The 18,351-nt window shown below is 54.3% G+C and carries 18 protein-coding genes; 6 read left to right on the forward strand and 12 right to left on the reverse strand.

Annotated features, from left to right (window positions below; all coding sequences use genetic code 11):
- Positions 1-27 precede the first annotated feature (27 nt).
- Positions 28-228 carry a DUF2767 family protein gene (locus ACPUC8_RS00875; protein WP_039333472.1) on the reverse strand — a complete coding sequence of 67 codons (201 nt, stop codon included), beginning with the start codon at positions 226-228 and terminating at the stop codon, positions 28-30.
- A gap of 281 nt (positions 229-509) precedes the next feature.
- Here ACPUC8_RS00875 and ttcA point away from each other — a divergent pair, with 281 nt between their 5' ends.
- Complete coding sequence (gene ttcA, locus ACPUC8_RS00880) at positions 510-1,445, forward strand: tRNA 2-thiocytidine(32) synthetase TtcA (protein WP_494925449.1); 936 nt, start codon at positions 510-512, stop codon at positions 1,443-1,445.
- A 51-nt stretch (positions 1,446-1,496) separates the two neighbouring features.
- Here the strand turns inward: ttcA and ACPUC8_RS00885 are convergent, their stop codons facing one another.
- From ACPUC8_RS00885 to ACPUC8_RS00895, 3 genes are all read right to left on the reverse strand, one after another.
- Complete coding sequence (locus ACPUC8_RS00885) at positions 1,497-1,643, reverse strand: hypothetical protein (protein ID WP_167347659.1); 147 nt, start codon at positions 1,641-1,643, stop codon at positions 1,497-1,499.
- A gap of 305 nt (positions 1,644-1,948) precedes the next feature.
- Entirely contained in the window at positions 1,949-2,932 is a 984-nt protein-coding gene (gene zntB, locus ACPUC8_RS00890; protein WP_039333477.1) for a zinc transporter ZntB, read from the reverse strand.
- Between the two features lie 228 nt (positions 2,933-3,160).
- Complete coding sequence (locus ACPUC8_RS00895) at positions 3,161-4,780, reverse strand: peptide ABC transporter substrate-binding protein (protein ID WP_494925450.1); 1,620 nt, start codon at positions 4,778-4,780, stop codon at positions 3,161-3,163.
- A 208-nt stretch (positions 4,781-4,988) separates the two neighbouring features.
- Here ACPUC8_RS00895 and mpaA point away from each other — a divergent pair, with 208 nt between their 5' ends.
- On the forward strand, positions 4,989-5,702 hold the full coding sequence (gene mpaA / locus ACPUC8_RS00900) for a murein tripeptide amidase MpaA (RefSeq protein WP_494925451.1): 714 nt from the start codon (positions 4,989-4,991) through the stop codon (positions 5,700-5,702).
- Here the strand turns inward: mpaA and ycjG are convergent.
- On the reverse strand, positions 5,671-6,657 hold the full coding sequence (gene ycjG, locus ACPUC8_RS00905) for an L-Ala-D/L-Glu epimerase (RefSeq protein WP_494925452.1): 987 nt from the start codon (positions 6,655-6,657) through the stop codon (positions 5,671-5,673). The two genes, mpaA and ycjG, sit on opposite strands and share 32 nt — an antisense overlap.
- A 153-nt stretch (positions 6,658-6,810) precedes the next feature.
- On the opposite strand from ycjG, the gene tpx reads away from it, so the two are divergent.
- From tpx to ACPUC8_RS00920, 3 genes are all read left to right on the forward strand, one after another.
- The gene (tpx, locus tag ACPUC8_RS00910; protein ID WP_494925453.1) at positions 6,811-7,314 is read left to right on the forward strand and encodes a thiol peroxidase; all 504 of its coding nucleotides are present in this window, start codon (positions 6,811-6,813) and stop codon (positions 7,312-7,314) included.
- A gap of 296 nt (positions 7,315-7,610) precedes the next feature.
- Complete coding sequence (locus ACPUC8_RS00915) at positions 7,611-8,990, forward strand: glycoside-pentoside-hexuronide (GPH):cation symporter (RefSeq protein WP_058969915.1); 1,380 nt, start codon at positions 7,611-7,613, stop codon at positions 8,988-8,990.
- The gene (locus ACPUC8_RS00920) at positions 8,987-11,023 is read left to right on the forward strand and encodes a glycoside hydrolase family 31 protein (protein WP_494925454.1); all 2,037 of its coding nucleotides are present in this window, start codon (positions 8,987-8,989) and stop codon (positions 11,021-11,023) included. Before ACPUC8_RS00915 ends, ACPUC8_RS00920 begins: the two co-directional genes overlap by 4 nt.
- Positions 11,024-11,087: 64 nt before the next feature.
- Here the strand turns inward: ACPUC8_RS00920 and tyrR are convergent, their stop codons facing one another.
- From tyrR to pspA, 7 genes are all read right to left on the reverse strand, one after another.
- Positions 11,088-12,653, reverse strand: a complete 1,566-nt coding sequence (tyrR, locus tag ACPUC8_RS00925) for a transcriptional regulator TyrR (RefSeq protein WP_494925455.1) — start codon at positions 12,651-12,653, stop codon at positions 11,088-11,090.
- 213 nt (positions 12,654-12,866) lie between these two features.
- Positions 12,867-13,940 carry a YcjF family protein gene (locus ACPUC8_RS00930; protein WP_494925456.1) on the reverse strand — a complete coding sequence of 358 codons (1,074 nt, stop codon included), beginning with the start codon at positions 13,938-13,940 and terminating at the stop codon, positions 12,867-12,869.
- Complete coding sequence (locus tag ACPUC8_RS00935; protein ID WP_494925457.1) at positions 13,937-15,334, reverse strand: YcjX family GTP-binding protein; 1,398 nt, start codon at positions 15,332-15,334, stop codon at positions 13,937-13,939. Before ACPUC8_RS00935 ends, ACPUC8_RS00930 begins: the two co-directional genes overlap by 4 nt.
- Positions 15,315-15,563 (reverse strand): phage shock protein PspD, encoded by a 249-nt coding sequence (gene pspD / locus ACPUC8_RS00940; RefSeq protein WP_039333495.1) that lies wholly within the window; start codon positions 15,561-15,563, stop codon positions 15,315-15,317. Before pspD ends, ACPUC8_RS00935 begins: the two co-directional genes overlap by 20 nt.
- 58 nt (positions 15,564-15,621) lie before the next feature.
- Positions 15,622-15,969, reverse strand: coding sequence for an envelope stress response membrane protein PspC (gene pspC / locus ACPUC8_RS00945; protein WP_039333497.1), 348 nt, complete (start codon positions 15,967-15,969; stop codon positions 15,622-15,624).
- Positions 15,966-16,193: an envelope stress response membrane protein PspB gene (gene pspB / locus ACPUC8_RS00950; protein WP_034821383.1), complete on the reverse strand. Its 228-nt coding sequence runs from the start codon at positions 16,191-16,193 to the stop codon at positions 15,966-15,968. The genes pspC and pspB overlap by 4 nt, the downstream gene beginning before the upstream one ends.
- Before the next feature lie 58 nt (positions 16,194-16,251).
- Positions 16,252-16,917, reverse strand: a complete 666-nt coding sequence (gene pspA, locus ACPUC8_RS00955; protein WP_039333501.1) for a phage shock protein PspA — start codon at positions 16,915-16,917, stop codon at positions 16,252-16,254.
- Positions 16,918-17,080: 163 nt separating this feature from the next.
- On the opposite strand from pspA, the gene pspF reads away from it, so the two are divergent.
- The gene (gene pspF, locus ACPUC8_RS00960; protein WP_058969948.1) at positions 17,081-18,079 is read left to right on the forward strand and encodes a phage shock protein operon transcriptional activator; all 999 of its coding nucleotides are present in this window, start codon (positions 17,081-17,083) and stop codon (positions 18,077-18,079) included.
- Positions 18,080-18,351 lie beyond the last annotated feature (272 nt).

Consider the following 18,351-nt stretch of genomic DNA (forward strand, 5'->3'; position numbering starts at 1 on the left):
GGCGTGCCTTAGCTCGCCCCCCACACATCAACACGGATTCAGTTGGATAATCGCCATCTCTACTGCGCGATTAGGTGAACCGGTCAACTCACGGTAGCGCAGTTGCAGGTTACGCAACTCGGTCGCTACCACCTCTTTTTCTGTTGCGGATCCGCGCTGAGCCAGCTCCAGATAGCACTGCCCGACTAACCGGCACGCTTCTTCAAATACCATGTCGTACGTTTGCATTTGCCTCTCCTCACCTTTAGAAACTAAAAAAACTCTGCATCCATCCTGTCAGGCGCGAAGGTGTCTAATCTTTACCCAGATCAATAAATGGGCAGATTGTTCTGGCAAAGTGTGCGCTTTTATCGCAAGCATCAGATGCGGCGGCGTAAAAAGAGATCACATCAGATCTGGCATTCGCGCCCGCAATCCGTACCATACGCACTCATGTTAGAGGGGTTTATTGCCGCTGAAGCTTTTTCAGCCGCTAACGGCCCTTACCTTCACTCTCAAGCGTGAAAATAATGTCAGAAAATCAAGAAGTAACCAAAAAAGAACAATACAACCTGAACAAGCTTCAGAAGCGCCTGCGTCGTAACGTGGGTGAAGCCATTGCCGATTTCAACATGATTGAAGAAGGCGATCGCATCATGGTTTGCCTGTCTGGTGGGAAAGACAGCTACACCATGCTGGAAATTCTGCGTAATTTGCAGCAGAGCGCACCGGTGAACTTTTCACTGGTGGCGGTGAATCTCGATCAGAAACAGCCCGGCTTCCCGGCGCACATTCTGCCCGCGTATCTGGATGAGTTAGGCGTTGAGTACCAGATCGTTAACGAAGACACCTACTCCATCGTTAAAGAGAAGATTCCAGAAGGCAAAACCACCTGTTCACTCTGCTCACGTCTACGTCGCGGTATTCTTTACCGCACCGCTACCGAGCTGGGTTGTACCAAGATAGCGCTCGGCCATCATCGCGACGATATTTTGCAGACGCTGTTCCTGAACATGTTCTACGGCGGAAAAATGAAAGGCATGCCGCCGAAGCTGATGAGCGATGATGGCAAGCATATTGTGATCCGCCCGCTGGCGTACTGCCGCGAGAAAGACATCATCCGCTTTGCCGAAGCGCGCCAGTATCCGATTATCCCGTGCAACCTGTGTGGTTCACAGCCTAACCTGCAACGTCAGGTAGTGGCCGATATGCTGCGTGACTGGGATAAGCGTTATCCTGGCCGTATTGAGACCATGTTTAGCGCGATGCAGAACATCGTGCCTTCGCATATGGCCGACATCAATCTGTTCGACTTCAAAGGCATTAAACACGGTGATGAAGTGGTGAACGGCGGCGATATTGGTTTTGACCGGGAAACCCTGCCAACACAACCGACTGGCTGGCAGCCAGATGACGAAGACTCTGCCGAACTCAGCGTACGACTGGATGTATTAGAGATTAAGTAACCGTATTCCGGTCATGAAAAGGCGCAGCGCTCTGGCTCTGCGCCTTTTTTATTAACGATGGGGAGGCGGATCGATAATCGGTGGAAACTCAGGGTCGTACGGCGGATCCGGTTGCGGAATCGGCTGGGGATGAGGGATCGGTTCGGGAATCGGCGGTGGATCGGTTGGGATAGGTTCGCTGGCAATCAGTTCTCGCATGCCCTGCTCCTTGTCGCGGAATGAATTTAAAGCTTAGGAAAGGAAACGCAGAGAAGCCAAGCGGCAAAAAAAAAGCCGGCGGATAGCCGGCGTCGTACGAATTATATGTGCTATGCAATAATTCAAAAAAGGAAGTAAGACAATATGGAGCGCAACGCCCATCGCTTGACGTTGCATTCACCTGCGAGAGAGAGTTTGCCCCTGTTAGGTGATCCCGTTATTGATTTCGATCAGGTTTTCTTCGCTTTCTGAATTGGGCTGGCTTATTTAACAATGAGTTACCCTGAGGCAACTCAATATTAACATCACAGCCATTTGCGACGTTTGAGCCAAACCGCCACGCCCACCACCATCACCAGCAGTAATACACAAAATGCGGTGAAGCCTAACGGCCAACTTCCGCCCGGAATACCGCCGAGGTTGACACCAAACAGGCCGGTCAGGAATGTTGCGGGCAGAAAAATCATTGCCATCAGTGACATGGTGTAGGTACGGCGGTTCATCGATTCCGCCAGTAACGATGCCACTTCATCGGCCAGAATGCCGGTACGCGCCACGCCTGCATTAAGATCGTCTAAACCGCGCCCCAGACGATCGGCTACGTCCTGCATGCGACGGCGATCGTCATCGTTCATCCACGGCAACTTCTCACTGGCCAGACGCGCATACACATCTCGCTGCGGCGCCATATAACGCCGCATCACGATCAATTGCTTGCGCAGCAGCGCTAGCTCACCGCGAGCCGGCACCTGCTGATCCATCAAGGCATCTTCCAGCTCAATGATTTTATCGTGCATCTCCTCGATAAATTCACTGGCGTGATCGGTCAGCGCGTCACACACATCCACTAACCAACTGCCACCGTCCACCGGACCGTTACCATGTTGCAGATCGCTGAGAACCGTATCGATGGCGTAAACCTTGCGACGGCGTGTAGAGACAATCAGTTTGTCATTGATAAATACCCGCATCGCGACGAGCTGATCAGGGCGAGAATCGGCGTTATGGTTGACGCTGCGCAGCACGATCATAAAGCCATCGCCCAGTCGTGTGACGCGCGGACGCATACTGTCGCCAGCCAGTGCATCGCGTACTGAATCGGGGATCAATGGGGTATTTTGCAGCCATTCGGCGCTTTGGCGCTGAGTGTAGTTCAGGTGCAGCCAGCAATGACGCTCACAGTTGATGACATCTTTGTCTTCGATGGCAATCACGCCACCTTTGCCATCAAGCTGGCAAGAGATGATGGCATCCGAAACTTTTAACGCTTTTCCTTCAATGACGTTCACGTACTCGCCTCACTATCAAAATCAATACGATACAGTCTAGCGTGGCGCAGACGAGTTGCAATCATCAGGCTGTGAGCAAAGATGACAGGCGGGAAAGAACAATCAATCCTGGTGCGCAAAAATGCGCACCCTACAAAAAAACCACATCCATTCTTGTAGGGTCGCCAATCATGGCGACCGTCTGGCGCTTAACAGACAAGCATTAACCCATTCATGGCGGCCCGCACTTTAATGCTTCTCAATCCACAGTTCGCGGCTGTAGGCCACGTCTTCTGGATTGGTGATGGGATAACCCTTCACCCAGGGTTTGATCAATCGCCCATTCGTGTATTGATAGATCGGGGCGATCGGTGCCTGATCGGCGATGATCTGCTCGGCTTTGTTGTAATCGGTGTTGCGCGCTACCACGCTGGTTTCCATGCTGGCTTTGGTCAGCGCGGCATCATAGTCTGCACTGTGGAAACGCGCGATATTGCCGCTGTGGGTCGAGGTCAACAGGCTCAGGAAGGTTGAAGGTTCGTTGTAATCCCCCACCCAAGAGGCGCGGATCACATCAAAACTTCCGCTATTACGGCTGTCGATGTAGGTTTTCCACTCCTGGTTCTGCAACGTAACATCCACGCCGAGGTTCTTTTTCCACATTGAGGCCACCGCAATAGCAATCTTCTGATGACTCTCAGAGGTGTTGTACAACAGCGTCAGGTGCAATGGTTTGCCAGGGCCGTAACCCGCTGCGGTTAACAACGCCTTCGCTTGAGCGTTTAACTCTTGCTGGCTGTGCTGTTGCAAATAGCTTTGTTGCGGGGTAAAGCCTGCGGTGACGTCTGGCGTGAAATGCCAGGCCGGTTTTTCACCCGTGCCCAGCACTTTCTCAGCGATGATGCGGCGATCAATGCTCCAGGAAAGCGCTTTGCGAACCCGCACGTCGGCGGTTGGCCCTTTCTCGGTATTGAACGCGTAGTAGTAAGTACCCAACTGATCCGGCGTGTAAACCTGGCCAGGCAACTCTTTTTTCAGCAGCGCGTACATATTTTTCGGGAAGGATTCGGTGATATCAATGTCACCGGCACGATAGCGCTTGGTGGCGCTCGACTCTTCATTGATCGGGATAAAGGTCACTTTGGTCAGCACGGAGTGGCTGTCATCCCAGTAATGCGGATTGCGCACCAGCACAATCTTCTCGTTCACAACTCTATCCTGCAGCTGATAGGCACCATTCCCGACCAGTTTACCAGGTGACGTCCAGCCATCACCGTTTTGCTCAATCACTTTTTGTGGCACCGGATACATCGCCGCATTGGCCACCATGCTGGGGAACCACGGCACTGGTCGTGACAATGTCACTTTAAGATGTGTGGCATCCGTTGCTGTCACGCCCAGTTTATCGGCGCTCATCTGCCCTTTGGTAATGGCCTCCGCATTTTCTATGCCGCTAAGCGCGGCAAACCAGGCAAACGGCGAACTGTTTTTGGGATCCACTAAACGTTGCCAGCTATAGACAAAATCCTGCGCGGTAACCGGATCGCCATTCGACCAGCGTGCATCTTTGCGCAAGGTGAAAATCCAGGTTTTGTTGTCGTTGCTGCTCCAGCTCAACGCCACACCCGGCACAATTTTACCGTGAGCATCCTGGTTGGTGAGCCCTTCAAACAGATCGCGCATCACCTGGATTTCCGGCAGGCCCACGGCCTTCATTGGATCGAGCGAGGCGGGTTCATCTTTAATATGGCGGACAATTTCCTGCGTGCCGGCCAACTGTGCGCCCGGCGGCACGTCAGCAGCAAAAACGGGTGTGAATGCGCCAGCAATCAAAACAGCAGCCAGCGTCTTGCGGAAAGTCAGTTTCATCACCACTCCTTAACCCAAAAAATGGCGACCGCGAAGAAGTTTGTGTCGCCAGCAACTTTTGGCACTTTATCGCAAATCGCTGATTGATATATAGCTATTTCCCCGCGCGCTGATTACCGTTATGTTGAGGCTGATTTCCCGGTCACACTTTTCATCTTGAACGCCAGCCACATCCAGGCTGCATTGCACGTTTTCAGAGAGGAATGTCATGTCGTCACACCATCCCCGTCCGCTGCGCGGCAAGCTCGATGCCGCATGGCAACAATATGGTCAGTCGGTGCTGGGTGCACCGCTGTTGTGGTTTCCTGCTCCCGCGGCGGATGCTGAGAGTGGATTAATTATTGCCGGCACGCACGGCGATGAGAATGCCGCCGTAGCAACCCTTTCAGGCGCGATGCGCACCTTGCCGGAAGCGTTGCGTCGCCATCATGTGGTGCTGGCGGTCAATCCGGATGGATGCCAGCTTGGGCTACGTGCTAATGCTAATGGCGTGGATCTGAATCGCAACTTCCCGGCGGCAAACTGGCAAACTGGCGACACCGTGTATCGCTGGAACAGCGCTGCCGATGAGCGCGATGTGGTGCTCTCCACCGGAAGCCGCCCGGCCTCGGAACCGGAAACCCAGGCGCTGTGCCAGTTGATTCACCAGATTAAACCGAGCTGGGTGGTCACCTGGCACGAACCGCTGGCTTGTATCGATGATCCACATCACAGCACTTTAGCGCAGTGGCTGGCGGAACAAACGCAGTTGCCGGTGGTGAGCAGCGTGGGTTACGCCACGCCAGGCTCATTTGGCAGTTGGTGCGACGATCTCGGCTTATTGTGCATTACTGCCGAGATGCCGCCGATTTCGGTCGATGAAGCCACCGAAGTCTATCTGGAAGCGATGATTAATCTGCTGCGTTGGCAACTGCGAGATTAAGCACACCCTGTGAGAAGTGCAGTGACGGCTCAACATCGGCGGCCAGCCAGGTTGGGCCGTCAAGATCGGCGAATTTTGCTATTGGCGTTAACGGCAGTGCCGCCCGAATGGCGCGCGAGGTACAGAGCATACAACCCAGCATCACCGCAAAGCCCTGCTGCCGGGCTTCTTTCGCCAGCGCCAGTGCCTCTGTTAACCCCCCGGTTTTATCCAGCTTGATGTTGATCATTTGGTAGCGACCCTGCAGTTGTGCCAGTTGTTCACGCGTATGGCAGCTTTCGTCGGCACAAATCGGTAAAGGGTGAATAAAGTTGGCCAGCGCGGCGTCTTCAGCGGCAGGCAGCGGTTGTTCCAGCATGGCAACGTTCAAATCCGCCAGCAACTGGCAACGCGCCGCCAGCCCTTCAGCATGCCAGGATTCGTTAGCATCAACGATTAACGTGGCTTCCGGCACCGCCGTGCGAATCGCCACCAGCCGTTCACTGATCAGGTGATTATCGAGTTTGATCTTCAACAGTCGCGCACCATGCTGCCACAGCGCCAGCGCGCTGCTGGCCATCGCCTCGGGCGTGTCTATGCTGACGGTATGCGCGGTATCTACGCTATCGGCCAGTTGGACTTCACACAGTGCTTGTAGCGTTTTACCCTGCTGCTGACGCTCAAGATCCCATAAGGCACAGTCAAGGGCGTTACGGGCAGCCCCTGCAGGCAATGCCTGTTGCAGCGCTGCACGCGTCATGCCGTTTTGTATCGCAGGCAGCTGCGAGGCAATTTGTTGCAGCACCGACTCTTCACTCTCGCCATAACGCGCATAAGGCGTAGCTTCACCGATACCTTTTATGCCGTCCTGTTCGATTTCCACCACCACCACATGCGCTTCTGTCCGGCTTTCGCGTGAAATCACAAACGGCGAATGCAACGGCCAGGCTTCCGGATAACTCTTCACTGTTCTCATTCATTCTCCTTAAATCTGCCACTTAATTGCGAACCGGCTCGGTCTTCACCACGAAATGCACTCGTAAACCCTTCAAAATTATGTCATAAACAAACGCTATATCTGCTCTGGTAGGTTAATGCCAGATTAATTCTTCGTTTAAAAGGAAATCGTATGTCTCAGAATGTTCACTTCCAGGGTAACCCAGTCCCCGTTGCAGGTCACTTCCCGCAGGCAGGCGAACAAGCTAAACCTTTCAGCCTGGTGGCTAAAGATCTTAGTGACGTATCCCTTTCTAAGTATGCAGGTAAACGCAAAGTTCTGAACATTTTCCCAAGTATTGATACCGGCGTGTGCGCCACTTCAGTGCGCAAGTTTAATGAACGTTCTGCTGAAGCGGACAATACCGTGGTGGTGTGCATTTCAGCAGACCTGCCGTTTGCTCAGTCTCGCTTCTGCGGCGCGGAAAACATCAGCAATGTCGTGACGCTGTCAGCACTGCGTGGTGCCGAGTTCAAAGAAGATTACGGTGTGGCGATTGCTGATGGCCCACTGAAAGGTTTGACTGCACGTGCCGTTGTCGTACTGGATGAGAACGATAAAGTGGTTTACAGCGAACTGGTGAACGAAATCACCGAAGAGCCAAACTACGATGCTGCGCTGGCATCACTGAAGTAATTATACCGGACTGAAATACCGCCGTTGAGGCGAAACAGAAAGCACCGAATGATTAATTTTTCGGTGCTTTTTTTTATGGCGATGGCTGCACAGACCTTTTTTAAGCTATTGATTAATCTTGATACGCAGCATTCCCCCCGCCACGTTGTGCTTTTCCTGTTATTCTTGTTACCCGTATCACATTAATAAAAAAACATAAATCCCGTAACAAATCCCGCAATTGTTTGCATCCCCTTCGCTACCTATAACTAACCGTCAATTGCCCTTCAGCGATTCAAAGACAGGCGGGAGTCTTCATGCAAGCAAGCTTATCCTTTAAAGAAAAAATCAGTTACGGTCTTGGCGACATGGCTAGCCATATCGCCATTGATAACGTCATCATCTTTCTCACCTTTTATTACACCGATGTGGTGGGCCTACCCGCGATTTTTGTCGGCACGCTTTTTCTGCTGGCGCGCGTCGCCGATGCGGTTATCGATCCGGCGATGGGGATGGTCGCTGACCGAACTCGTTCCCGCTGGGGAAAATTCCGCCCTTGGCTATTGATGCTGGCGGTGCCATTTGGCGCCAGTTGTATGCTGATATATGCGGTGCCAGAAAGCCTGTCGCTCACCGGAAAAATGATATACGCCGCTGTGACCTACAGCCTGATGATGCTGATGTACACCGCCATCAATATTCCTTACTGCTCAATGGGCGCGATTATCACCGCCGATGATAATCAGCGTATCTCCCTGCAATCATGGCGCTTTTTCCTGGCTACGCTGGGTGGCGCGATGTCCACTTTCCTGATGATCCCGCTCGCAACCTGGCTCGGCGGCGGTAACAAACTGGAGGGTTACTTCGCAGCCATGTCGATTATGGCAACGGTGGCAACCCTGCTGTTTTTTATCTGCTTTCTTAACACCCGCGAACGTATCAATGCTCCCGCTAACCACGGCAACTTTCTTGCCGATCTTCGCGATTTGCTGCGTAACGATCAGTGGCGTGTGGTCGCGTTGTTGGTGTTCTGCAATATCTCGTTCGGTGTGGTGCGGCTTGGCGCGATGATGTACTACGTCACCTATTTTCTGGGAAATGCCAGTCTCTTCATGTGGCTACTGGCCGCGCATATTGTCGGGAAAAGCGTGGGTAGCGTGCTGGCTAAACTGCTGACGCGTCGCCTGAACAAAATCACCGCCTTTACACTCAGCGCCATCACTGCTGGCGTGTTAAGTATCAGTATCGTGTTCCTGCCCGGATCGCTGGCGCTACTGGTCGGCATGACGTTCATCGTCTCCAGCTTCTATCAGGTTACCACCACGTTGATGTGGGTGATGATGGCCGACGTGGTGGATTACGGTGAATATCGTCAGGGTAAGCGTCTTGATGGCACCGTCTTCTCCACTCTGCTCGCTGTATTGAAAATGGGCATGGCCATTAGCGGCGCGATTGTTGGCTGGACGCTAGGCCTGAGCGGTTATGTTGCACAGGCACCGCATCAGCAGCCCGCCGCCATGATGGCCATCGTGGCGCTGTTTTCAGTAGTTCCCGGCCTGCTCTCACTGTTAAGCGCATTCGCAATGCGCGGCTACAAACTTAACGATGCCACCATGCGCACCATCAATCAGAACAAAGTGTCAGCCCAACCGGCTGCAACTGCTTCCCCCCTTTTACAATCACAGGAGTTGTCATGAGCGAGTTACGCGCCGAATCCCAGCGTATTATCTGGACATTTGACCGTCAGACACTAGTTATCGAACCCTGGGGTGCGCATAGCCTGCGAGTTCGAGCCACCTGTCAGCCAGAACTGATCGACCATGACTGGGCGTTGTTATCACCTGCTGCTTGTGAGGTGGAAATCCAGCGCGAGCACGAATCTCTGAGCCTGCGTAACGGCAATATCACCGTCACGCTGAATATTCGCGGCCAGCTGGCATTTTACAATAAGCACGGAGAACTGCTTCTGGAAGAGTTCTGGCGTCAGCGCAGCACCGTAGGCATTGGAGCCAGCGAGAAGAGCCAGGACAAATACATTAGCGCCCTGAAACTGGATGCGCGCACCTTTAGACCGATTCCAGGAGGGAAATATCAACTGAGCGTGCGCTTTGAAGCCCGTGCGGAAGAGAAAATCTATGGCATGGGTCAGTATCAGCAAGATTGCCTCGACCTGAAAGGCTGCACGCTGGAGCTGGCACAGCGCAACTCACAGGCCAGCGTGCCGTTTATGGTGTCGAGTTTGGGCTATGGCTTACTGTGGCATAACCCGGCCATCGGTGAAGTGACCTTTGGTAAAAACGGCACGCGCTGGCAGGCCGAAGTGACGGATCAAATGGATTACTGGATCACCGCAGGTGACACACCGGCTGAGATCGTGCGCCAATATGGCCGCGCCACCGGAACAGCACCGATGATGCCCAGCTTCGCTACCGGTTTCTGGCAATGCAAATTGCGTTATCGCACCCAGCAGGAAGTGCTGGAGGTCGCGCGTGAATATCGTCGCCTGCAGCTACCGCTCTCAGTCATAGTCATCGACTTTTTCCACTGGCCAAATCAGGGAACCTGGTGTTTCGATGCGCGCGATTGGCCTGACCCGCGTGCCATGGTTCAAGAACTGAAAACGATGGGCATTGAAACGATGGTGTCGGTATGGCCCACAGTTGACAGCCGCAGTGATAACTATCGTCTGATGAAATCCAAAGGCTGGCTGGTAAACAGTGAACGCGGCGTATCCGTTAACCTCGATTTTATGGGCAACACCACCTTTTTTGACGCCACGCATCCTGCCGCACGGGATTTCGTCTGGCAGGAGGTTAAGCGTAACTACTATGATCATGGCATCCGCACCTTCTGGCTCGATGAAGCGGAGCCGGAGTACCGAGCCTACGATTTTGATAACTACCGCTATCATCTTGGTCCGGTACAGGAAGTGGGCAACATTTATCCGCAGCTGTTTGCCCGCGGATTTTACGAAGGACTGCAACAACAGGGAGAGAGCGAGATTGTCAACCTGGTGCGCTGCGCGTGGGCGGGCAGTCAGCGCTATGGCGTGCTTGCGTGGTCTGGCGACGTTCACTCCTCGTTCCATGCGCTACGCAACCAGTTTACAGCCGGTTTAAACATGGCGATGGCGGGTATTCCGTGGTGGACCACCGACATCGGTGGCTTCCAGGGCGGGAACATTGATGACCCGGCGTTTCATGAGCTGTTAATCCGATGGTTCCAGTGGGCGGTATTCTGTCCGGTGATGCGTTTGCACGGTTATCGCGAGCCACAAATTGCCCCTGATGATGCCTGGCGCGACGGAATTGCACAATGCAACAGCGGCTCACCCAATGAGGTTTGGAGTTACGGCGAGGAGAATTATGCGCTGATGAAGAGCTGCCTGCTGCAACGTGAGCAGATTCGCTCCTACATAGATGGCCTAATGCGCGAAGCTCATGAACTCGGTGATCCGGTGATGCGCCCGCTGTTCTATCACTACCCGCAGCAGCCTGAGAGCTGGCAAGTGGAAGATCAGTATCTGCTGGGCAGCGACCTTCTGGTCGCGCCAGTGCTGTACGCCGGGCAGCGAGAACGTGATGTATGGCTGCCTGCAGGCGAGCAATGGGTTGCCCGTAACGGTGAGTGCTATTATGGCGGTCAATGCATTTGCGTCTCCGCGCCGTTGAGTGAGATTCCGGTATTTATGAGGAAAGGAAGTCAGGTAGACATCCGAACACCTGAGTAGATTAACATTGTCGAACCAGGTCGCCATGAATGGCGACCTGGCATAGCGAAATCTACGCGCCCGATTAGTCGCTTTCGTTACGCTTCTGCCCTAACCCATATTCACGCAGTTTATTGGCAATCGCGGTATGGGAAACCCCAAGGCGCTTCGCCAGTTTACGTGTGCTGGGATAGGACAGATAAAGACGCGTCAACACTGAACGCTCAAAGCGGCTGGTGATCTCATCCAGCGACCCTTCCATCGCTTCTTCTCCCAGTGAGACATCCAGTGCCTGTTCAGGCAACACAATATCTTGTGGACGAAGTTCATAGCCTTCCAACTGGGTCAACGCACGGTACAGCGCGTTTTTTAACTGACGTACGTTACCCGGCCAGTTGTAGCGGGTCAGGAACGGTGCCAGCTGCGGTGACAAACGTGGGCGAGGTAAACCCTGCTCATCGGCGAAACGGGCGACAAACATCTCCGTCAGCGGCAGGATATCCAGTGGACGTTCGCGCAGCGGCGGCAGGTTGAGCGTCAGGACATTAAGCCGATAGAACAGATCTTCACGGAACTCACCCCGTTGTACCAGCTCAATCAAGTTCTTCTGTGTCGCACAAATCACGCGCACATCAACATGCACTTCATGCTCTTCACCGACACGGCGGAAGGTACCATCGTTGAGGAATCGCAGCAGTTTGGTCTGCATACGCGGTGACATCTCGCCGATTTCATCCAGCAACACCGAGCCACCGTTGGCCTGCTCAAAGAACCCTTTTTTGCCTTCCAGCGCGTTCGGGTATGCGCCCGCGGCATGGCCAAACAGTTCGCTCTCTGCCACATCATCCGGCAGCGATGCGCAGTTCAGCGCCAGGAACGGTTTTTTACCGCGCGCACTGCGAAGATGACACGCGCGCGCCAGCATATCTTTACCGGTGCCGGTATCCCCCACAATCAGTAACGGGGCATCGTGCATCGCCAGTTTACGCGCCTGATCGATGACCTGGCGCATCTTCGGCGTCACGGCAACAATATGGTCAAACTCGGACTCATCGTTTACGGTGAGATTCTGCAACTGGCGGCCCATGCGCGCGGTGGATTTCAGGGTAATCATCGCGCCCACCGGCTGGTCGCTCTGCCCCTCTTCCTCAGCCATGTAAATCGGTCGGGCTTCCATCAGGAAATCACGCCCCTGAATCACCACATGCTGTGCCTGGGCTTCAACGCGCTCGTTTTCAATCCAACGCTGGAAGTTAAAGCCAGTAATCAGCGTGGCCGCATTTTGATTGCGCAACTTTTGCTCGTCGAGGTTAAACAGGCTCTGCGCCGCCGGGTTGGCCAGCTCTACCTTGCATTTGAGGTCGATAGAGAACACCGGTTCCGGCATCGCAATCAACAATGCGCTCAAGGCACGATGCTCGCGTTCCGAAGGCATGTAGCTGACGGTGCGCACATCTGTCACGCCAGGTGTACGGCGGATTTCCGCCATCAGATTGCTGAACGGCTCAAATTCCAGTGCGGAAAAATTGAGGTAGATGCGACCAAATGGCGCAATTTCGATACCGCGCAAGTCGATGTTGCGCGCAACCAGCAGGTCGAGTAGCTCGCGCGCCAGACCGATGCGGTCCTGGCAGAAAACTTCCAAACGCATTGCGATGAGCCTTAGTCAGGTTTTGATTTTAGAGATAATACGCTAACTTGCAGCGCCTCAGAAGGGGGCTGTCATGAAAAGTTGACAGTTCGAGGCAGGTGACGCGAAGAAGTGTAGCGGAACGCCCAGCATTAATCCCGCCGAATATCACATTTAACACAGATAATTTCACCTTTCACACCTTTCGCAGCGTGAAAGGTGAGCGAAGAGTGATTATTTAGCAGGCTTATCTGCTTTATCCCCACCTTTTACCAGGGATTCTTTTAACTGCCCCAGCAGTTCGCGGCGGAAGTCACCCAGTCGCGGTTTATCGTCCTCTAACCAGGGTAACGGACGGCATAATTCCATCGCTTTAATGCCGAGGCGCGCAGTCAGCAAGCCAGCTCCAATGCCCTGTGCTGCGCGCGCTGAGAGCCGAGCCGCAATATCCTGCGACATCCAGTCCATGCCCACTTCACGTACCAACTCAGATGCCCCCGCGAACGCCATATTCAGCAGCACCAAACGAAAAAGCCGGATACGGCTGAAATAACCCAGTTCAATGCCATATATCGCGGCAATGCGGTTCACCAGACGCAGGTTGCGCCAGGCGATAAACGCCATATCCACTAATGCCAACGGGCTTACTGCGATCATCAAGGTGGATTCCGCGGCATGGCGGCTGATTTCACGATGTGCCTGACGGTCTAACACCGGTTGCACCAGTTGCGCGTACAGCATCACGATTTCGCGGTCATTGTGGGTTTCATGCAGTGCCGCATGCCAACGCTGTAACGCGGGATGCGCCTGATCGAGTTGCGCCTGCTGCGCCAGCTTCTCGCAAAACGCACGTCCCTTGCCAATGCCGTGGCTATTCAGCAGTTCACGCCCAACATCGCGCTCTTCTGCACGCTGGCGTAAGCGATAGAGACGTCGCCATTCGCCGATCACTGCGCCTGCGCCCGCCACCACAATCAGACCACCCGCAACACCGGTGCCAAGAGAGAACCAGTCACGCGTGATCCAGGCATCATGCAACCACTGTACGCCCTGAGCGACCACGCTCACGCCAAATATCGTCAGCCCCGCGCCAACCATTTTGCGCCACAAACTGCGTTTTGGCCGCAGCGCTGCTTCGACCACCTTTTCGCCTGCGCCCTCTTCCAGCACCTCTGTTTCGGTGGTGGCAAGAAAGGCACTTTCAGCGTCTGCGCTAAACGTTTGTGCCGCGCGCAAGGGTTTCTCCGCTTCCGCTTCCAGCGGTCGGGCAAAATCAATGCGCGGTTTTAAAGGGGTTTCGTCGCTCATCGCAATTTATCTCCTAAAAGAAATTCCAGCGCGGCATCCATGCGAATGTGCGGTAGCGGCCGATCGACATCGAGCTGCTGCGGCCGGAACTGTTCAAACTGAAAGCCCTGTTGTTGCCAGAACTGATGCCCCGGCAAGCGCGGCGGAACTTCGCCAGGGTAGAAGGTCAAGGCTTCCCCATCATTGAGACGATGACCTCGCAAGGCAGGTAACTTTTCGCCACGATGATCCACCAGTCCACTCTCGGTAGCCTGCACCGATGCCAGCCCAAGGCAATCCATACTGATGCCTTCAAACGCCGCATTTTGCCAGGCATCCTGCACCAATTGCTGTAACAGCGACACCATATTGGCATGCTGATCGGCGGTGACATGGTCAGCCTTGGTAGCGGCAAACAACAGTTTATCGATCACCGGTGAAAACAGCCGACGGAACAAGGTGCGTTGACCGTAATGAAAACTCTGCATCAGTTGGGTCAGCGCCAGACGCATGTCATTGAACGCTTGCGGACCGCTATTGAGGGGTTGCAGGCAATCCACCAGCACGATCTGACGATCAAAGCGCAGGAAATGGTTTTTGTAGAAGCCTTTAACCACATGCTGGCAGTAGTAATTAAAGCGTTGCTGCAGCATGGCAAAATGACTGCCTGCAGGTGCCTGTAACAGCTTGCTGGCGTGCATCTCATCCACCTGCGGCCACGGGAAGAATTGCAATGCAGGTGCGCCGGCCATATCCCCCGGCAACACGAACCGTCCGGGTTGGATAAAGTGCAGCCCTTCGCTTTTGCACTGGTGCAGATAGTCGGTCCAGGCTGCTGCAATCGCAGCCAGACGGTTTTCATCGGCGGGAGCAAAGGGATCGAGATCCTCGCACAAGCTTCTCCAGCGCGCGGCCCACTGCTGCCTATCCCCCTGTAACAGCCCCATCATCTGCCGCGACCAGCTCAGGTAATCCTGTGCCAGCATGGGTAAATCCAACAGCCATTCACCGGGGTAATCAACGATTTCGAGATAGAGAGTTGCGGTATCTTTGAAGTGGCGCAGCAGCGACTGCTCGGGGCGATAACGCAGCGCGAGCCGCATTTCGCTCACACCGCGTGTCGGCGTGGGCCAGACGGGCGGTGTGCCATACAGCTGCGCTAACCCTTCGTCATAGGTAAAACGCGGCGTGCCGAGTTCGCGTTGGGGTACGCGCTTAACGCCCAACAGGCGCTCTTCGCGCACCACCGAGAACAGCGGCAAACGTGCACCACTGTGTACATTAAGCAGTTGGTTAACCAGCGAAGTGATAAATGCCGTTTTGCCGCTACGGCTTAAACCGGTTACCGCAAGACGCAGATGGCGGTCAACACCGCGGTTCATCAACGCCGCGAATTCATTTTGCAGTCTTTTCATCGTTCTCCCTGACGAAACGCGCTGACAGGCGATTGAACACCTTACTCAGCAACGGTTCCAGGGCGGCCGCCAGTAACAGGCGCAACGGGCGACGCGCCACCGATTTTACTGCCCAGCCAGCCAGGCCGCCGGGCGCATAGGTTACTGCACTGATGATGATGAATTTCCCCGCCGACTTCAACGCAGGCGTTGCGCGACGGCGCAGAGCAGTAAAACGCTGATTGTGCATGTCCACCTCTTAAGGATAAACCGGAAAGCGGACCCGCTGCCGGGCCCGGGGAAGAAAATCAGATTTGACGGAAACGACTGCGCACACTGAAGGTTTCAGAGGTGACGTAGCGTTCAATATCCCGCACGTTGCGCTCGTCACGGTGTAAGCTGGTCTCTAATTCATCCAGCATGTCACGCGCCGTGGGCGTACGTTGGTCGGGCGCATCCTCCGGCTTCTCATCCAGGACAAAGCCAAGAATGAAATAGGCCACCACCGTGAACATGAACAGCCCGAAAAACAGCGACAACACCACAATCACGCGCAGCAGACGCACCGGAATATCGAGATACTCCGCCAGCCCCGCGCACACACCGCGGATTTTTCCCTGCTGCGGGATGCGCCACAGCTTGCGGCCATTCATCATGGTTGCCTCCAGTTCGGATGCTCTGCATCGAGAATCGCTTCCAGGGCTTCAACACGTTCGCGCATACGGCGCGCATCTTGCGTCAGCTGTTGCAGACGCTGCATATCGCCAGATGACAGTTCCGCGCCACCGTTGCGTTTGTTGCTGTAATGCAGCCATAACCAGATCGGTGCCACAAACAGCACGAAGATCGTTAAGGGGATGGCCAGGAATAGTGCGCTCATTGATTTTCCTTTTTCAGGTACACCTTTATCCACGGGCCCGCTAACAGGCCCGTCTTGATCACTCGCTGCGGTTCATTTTGGCTTTCAGCGCAGCCAACTGCTGGCTGATCTCATCATCCGCTTTCAGCTCGGCGAATTCCTGATCCAAGCCTTTAGGCTTGCCGAAACGCTGGCTTTCCGCCTCTGCTTCCATGTGATCGATACGGCGTTCAAACGATTCGAAGCGAGCCATGGCATCATCCAGCTTGCCGCTGTCGAGCTGACGACGTACGTCACGCGATGAAGAAGCCGCCTGATGACGCAGCGTCAATGCCTGCTGACGGGCACGGGTTTCAGTGAGTTTTTTCTCCAGCTCACCGATTTCACCCTTCATGCGTTCGAGAGTTTCTTCAACCTGAACGGCTTCCTGCTGCAATGAGGCAATCAGGTCGGTCAGTTTCTGTTTTTCGATCAAGGCAGCACGCGCGAGATCTTCTTTGCCTTTATTGATGGCCAGTTCGGCTTTTTCCTGCCATTCAGCCTGCTGAATTTCAGCCTGCTCAATGCGACGTGAAAGCTGTTTCTTTTCTGCCAGCGCGCGTGCAGAGGTGGAGCGAACTTCCACCAGCGTGTCTTCCATTTCCTGAATCATCAGGCGTACCAGTTTCTGCGGATCTTCGGCGCGCTCCAGCAGGGAATTGATGTTGGCGTTCACGATGTCGGCGAAACGAGAAAAAATACCCATAATGATGTTCCTCAATGTGTCGTGTGATTGTTTCGTACAGGGTTTCCTAATACAAAGTGCGTGCCAACTTTTAACTTATTGATTTAACGTAGTTTGCATATTTTACATCTGTCTGGTCATCGATTAAGGTAGTGAAATTGATTAACGTGTGGCGAAATTCATCATGGCAAATGGCAACGATAACCTGTTGGGCGAATCAAACAATTTTCTGGAAGTGCTTGAGCAGGTCTCTCGTTTGGCACCGCTGGAAAAACCGGTGCTGGTGATTGGCGAACGCGGCACCGGTAAAGAGCTGATTGCCAGCCGTCTGCACTACCTTTCCGATCGCTGGCAAGGCCCGTTCATCTCTCTTAACTGCGCCGCCTTGAATGAAAATCTGTTGGATTCCGAACTGTTTGGGCATGAGGCGGGCGCGTTTACCGGGGCACAAAAACGGCATTTGGGCCGCTTTGAACGTGCCGATGCGGGTACCCTGTTTCTCGATGAGCTCGCCACCGCCCCGATGCTGGTGCAAGAGAAGCTATTGCGCGTGATCGAATACGGGCAGCTGGAACGCGTCGGCGGGAATCAATCCTTGCAGGTGAATGTGCGTCTGGTGTGCGCCACCAACGAAGATTTGCCCGCGCTGGCCGCTGCCGGAAAATTCCGTGCTGACCTGCTGGACCGTTTGGCTTTTGACGTGGTGCAGCTACCGCCCTTACGCGAACGCCGTAGCGATATATTGGTGATGGCCGAGCATTTTGCCATTCAGATGTGCCGGGAACTTGGCCTGCCGCTGTTCCCCGGATTCAGCGAAGCCGCGCAGCAGACGCTGCTTAATCACAGTTGGCCAGGTAATGTGCGTGAGTTAAAGAATGTGGTCGAGCGTTCGGTGTATCGCCATCACAGCGTTGATGAGCAGTTGGATAACATCATCATTAACCCCTTTGCCCCACGCAGCGCGCCGCCGGAAAGCATTGCAGTCCCGGTTGCCAGCACATTACCCGCCCTGCCACTCGATTTACGTCAATGGCAAAACCAGCAGGAGCGTGAGTTAGTGGAAGCCAGTTTGCAGCAGGCGAAATTCAACCAGCGCCGCGCCGCCGAGCTATTACGGGTGACCTATCATCAGTTGCGCGCCATGATGAAGAAGCATGGGATTCAGGCCAGAGATGAGGTTTAAAAGCAAAAGCGCGCGATTATGTGGTAGGAGCACGCCCGGCGACGGGCGGCCTGAACACCAAACCCACAAGCCACAAGCCACAAACCACAAGCCACAAGCCACAAGCCACAAGCCACAAATTAAGGTTTAACCAACCGCACAGGTGTGTGGCGTTTTTCCCTATAGCTTTTATGCGGATGCAAGGCGGCAAGTGCGCCAATCCCCAGGAGCATACACCAGTATGTGACTGGGGTTGGCGTGCGCAGCCAACGCAGCAGCCGAATAAAAGATGA

The organism is Pantoea sp. CFCC18177 (assembly GCF_059412425.1).

What these genes read in the sequence shown, in the direction of transcription:
- ACPUC8_RS00875 (WP_039333472.1), bottom strand. Translation starts at nt 228, where the DNA reads ATGCAAACGTACGACATGGTATTTGAAGAAGCGTGCCGGTTAGTCGGG.
- ttcA (WP_494925449.1), top strand. Translation starts at nt 510, where the DNA reads ATGTCAGAAAATCAAGAAGTAACCAAAAAAGAACAATACAACCTGAAC.
- ACPUC8_RS00885 (WP_167347659.1), bottom strand. Translation starts at nt 1,643, where the DNA reads ATGCGAGAACTGATTGCCAGCGAACCTATCCCAACCGATCCACCGCCG.
- ACPUC8_RS00895 (WP_494925450.1), bottom strand. Translation starts at nt 4,780, where the DNA reads ATGAAACTGACTTTCCGCAAGACGCTGGCTGCTGTTTTGATTGCTGGC.
- mpaA (WP_494925451.1), top strand. Translation starts at nt 4,989, where the DNA reads ATGTCGTCACACCATCCCCGTCCGCTGCGCGGCAAGCTCGATGCCGCA.
- ycjG (WP_494925452.1), bottom strand. Translation starts at nt 6,657, where the DNA reads ATGAGAACAGTGAAGAGTTATCCGGAAGCCTGGCCGTTGCATTCGCCG.
- tpx (WP_494925453.1), top strand. Translation starts at nt 6,811, where the DNA reads ATGTCTCAGAATGTTCACTTCCAGGGTAACCCAGTCCCCGTTGCAGGT.
- ACPUC8_RS00915 (WP_058969915.1), top strand. Translation starts at nt 7,611, where the DNA reads ATGCAAGCAAGCTTATCCTTTAAAGAAAAAATCAGTTACGGTCTTGGC.
- ACPUC8_RS00920 (WP_494925454.1), top strand. Translation starts at nt 8,987, where the DNA reads ATGAGCGAGTTACGCGCCGAATCCCAGCGTATTATCTGGACATTTGAC.
- tyrR (WP_494925455.1), bottom strand. Translation starts at nt 12,653, where the DNA reads ATGCGTTTGGAAGTTTTCTGCCAGGACCGCATCGGTCTGGCGCGCGAG.
- ACPUC8_RS00930 (WP_494925456.1), bottom strand. Translation starts at nt 13,940, where the DNA reads ATGAGCGACGAAACCCCTTTAAAACCGCGCATTGATTTTGCCCGACCG.
- ACPUC8_RS00935 (WP_494925457.1), bottom strand. Translation starts at nt 15,334, where the DNA reads ATGAAAAGACTGCAAAATGAATTCGCGGCGTTGATGAACCGCGGTGTT.
- pspD (WP_039333495.1), bottom strand. Translation starts at nt 15,563, where the DNA reads ATGCACAATCAGCGTTTTACTGCTCTGCGCCGTCGCGCAACGCCTGCG.
- pspC (WP_039333497.1), bottom strand. Translation starts at nt 15,969, where the DNA reads ATGATGAATGGCCGCAAGCTGTGGCGCATCCCGCAGCAGGGAAAAATC.
- pspB (WP_034821383.1), bottom strand. Translation starts at nt 16,193, where the DNA reads ATGAGCGCACTATTCCTGGCCATCCCCTTAACGATCTTCGTGCTGTTT.
- pspA (WP_039333501.1), bottom strand. Translation starts at nt 16,917, where the DNA reads ATGGGTATTTTTTCTCGTTTCGCCGACATCGTGAACGCCAACATCAAT.
- pspF (WP_058969948.1), top strand. Translation starts at nt 17,081, where the DNA reads ATGGCAAATGGCAACGATAACCTGTTGGGCGAATCAAACAATTTTCTG.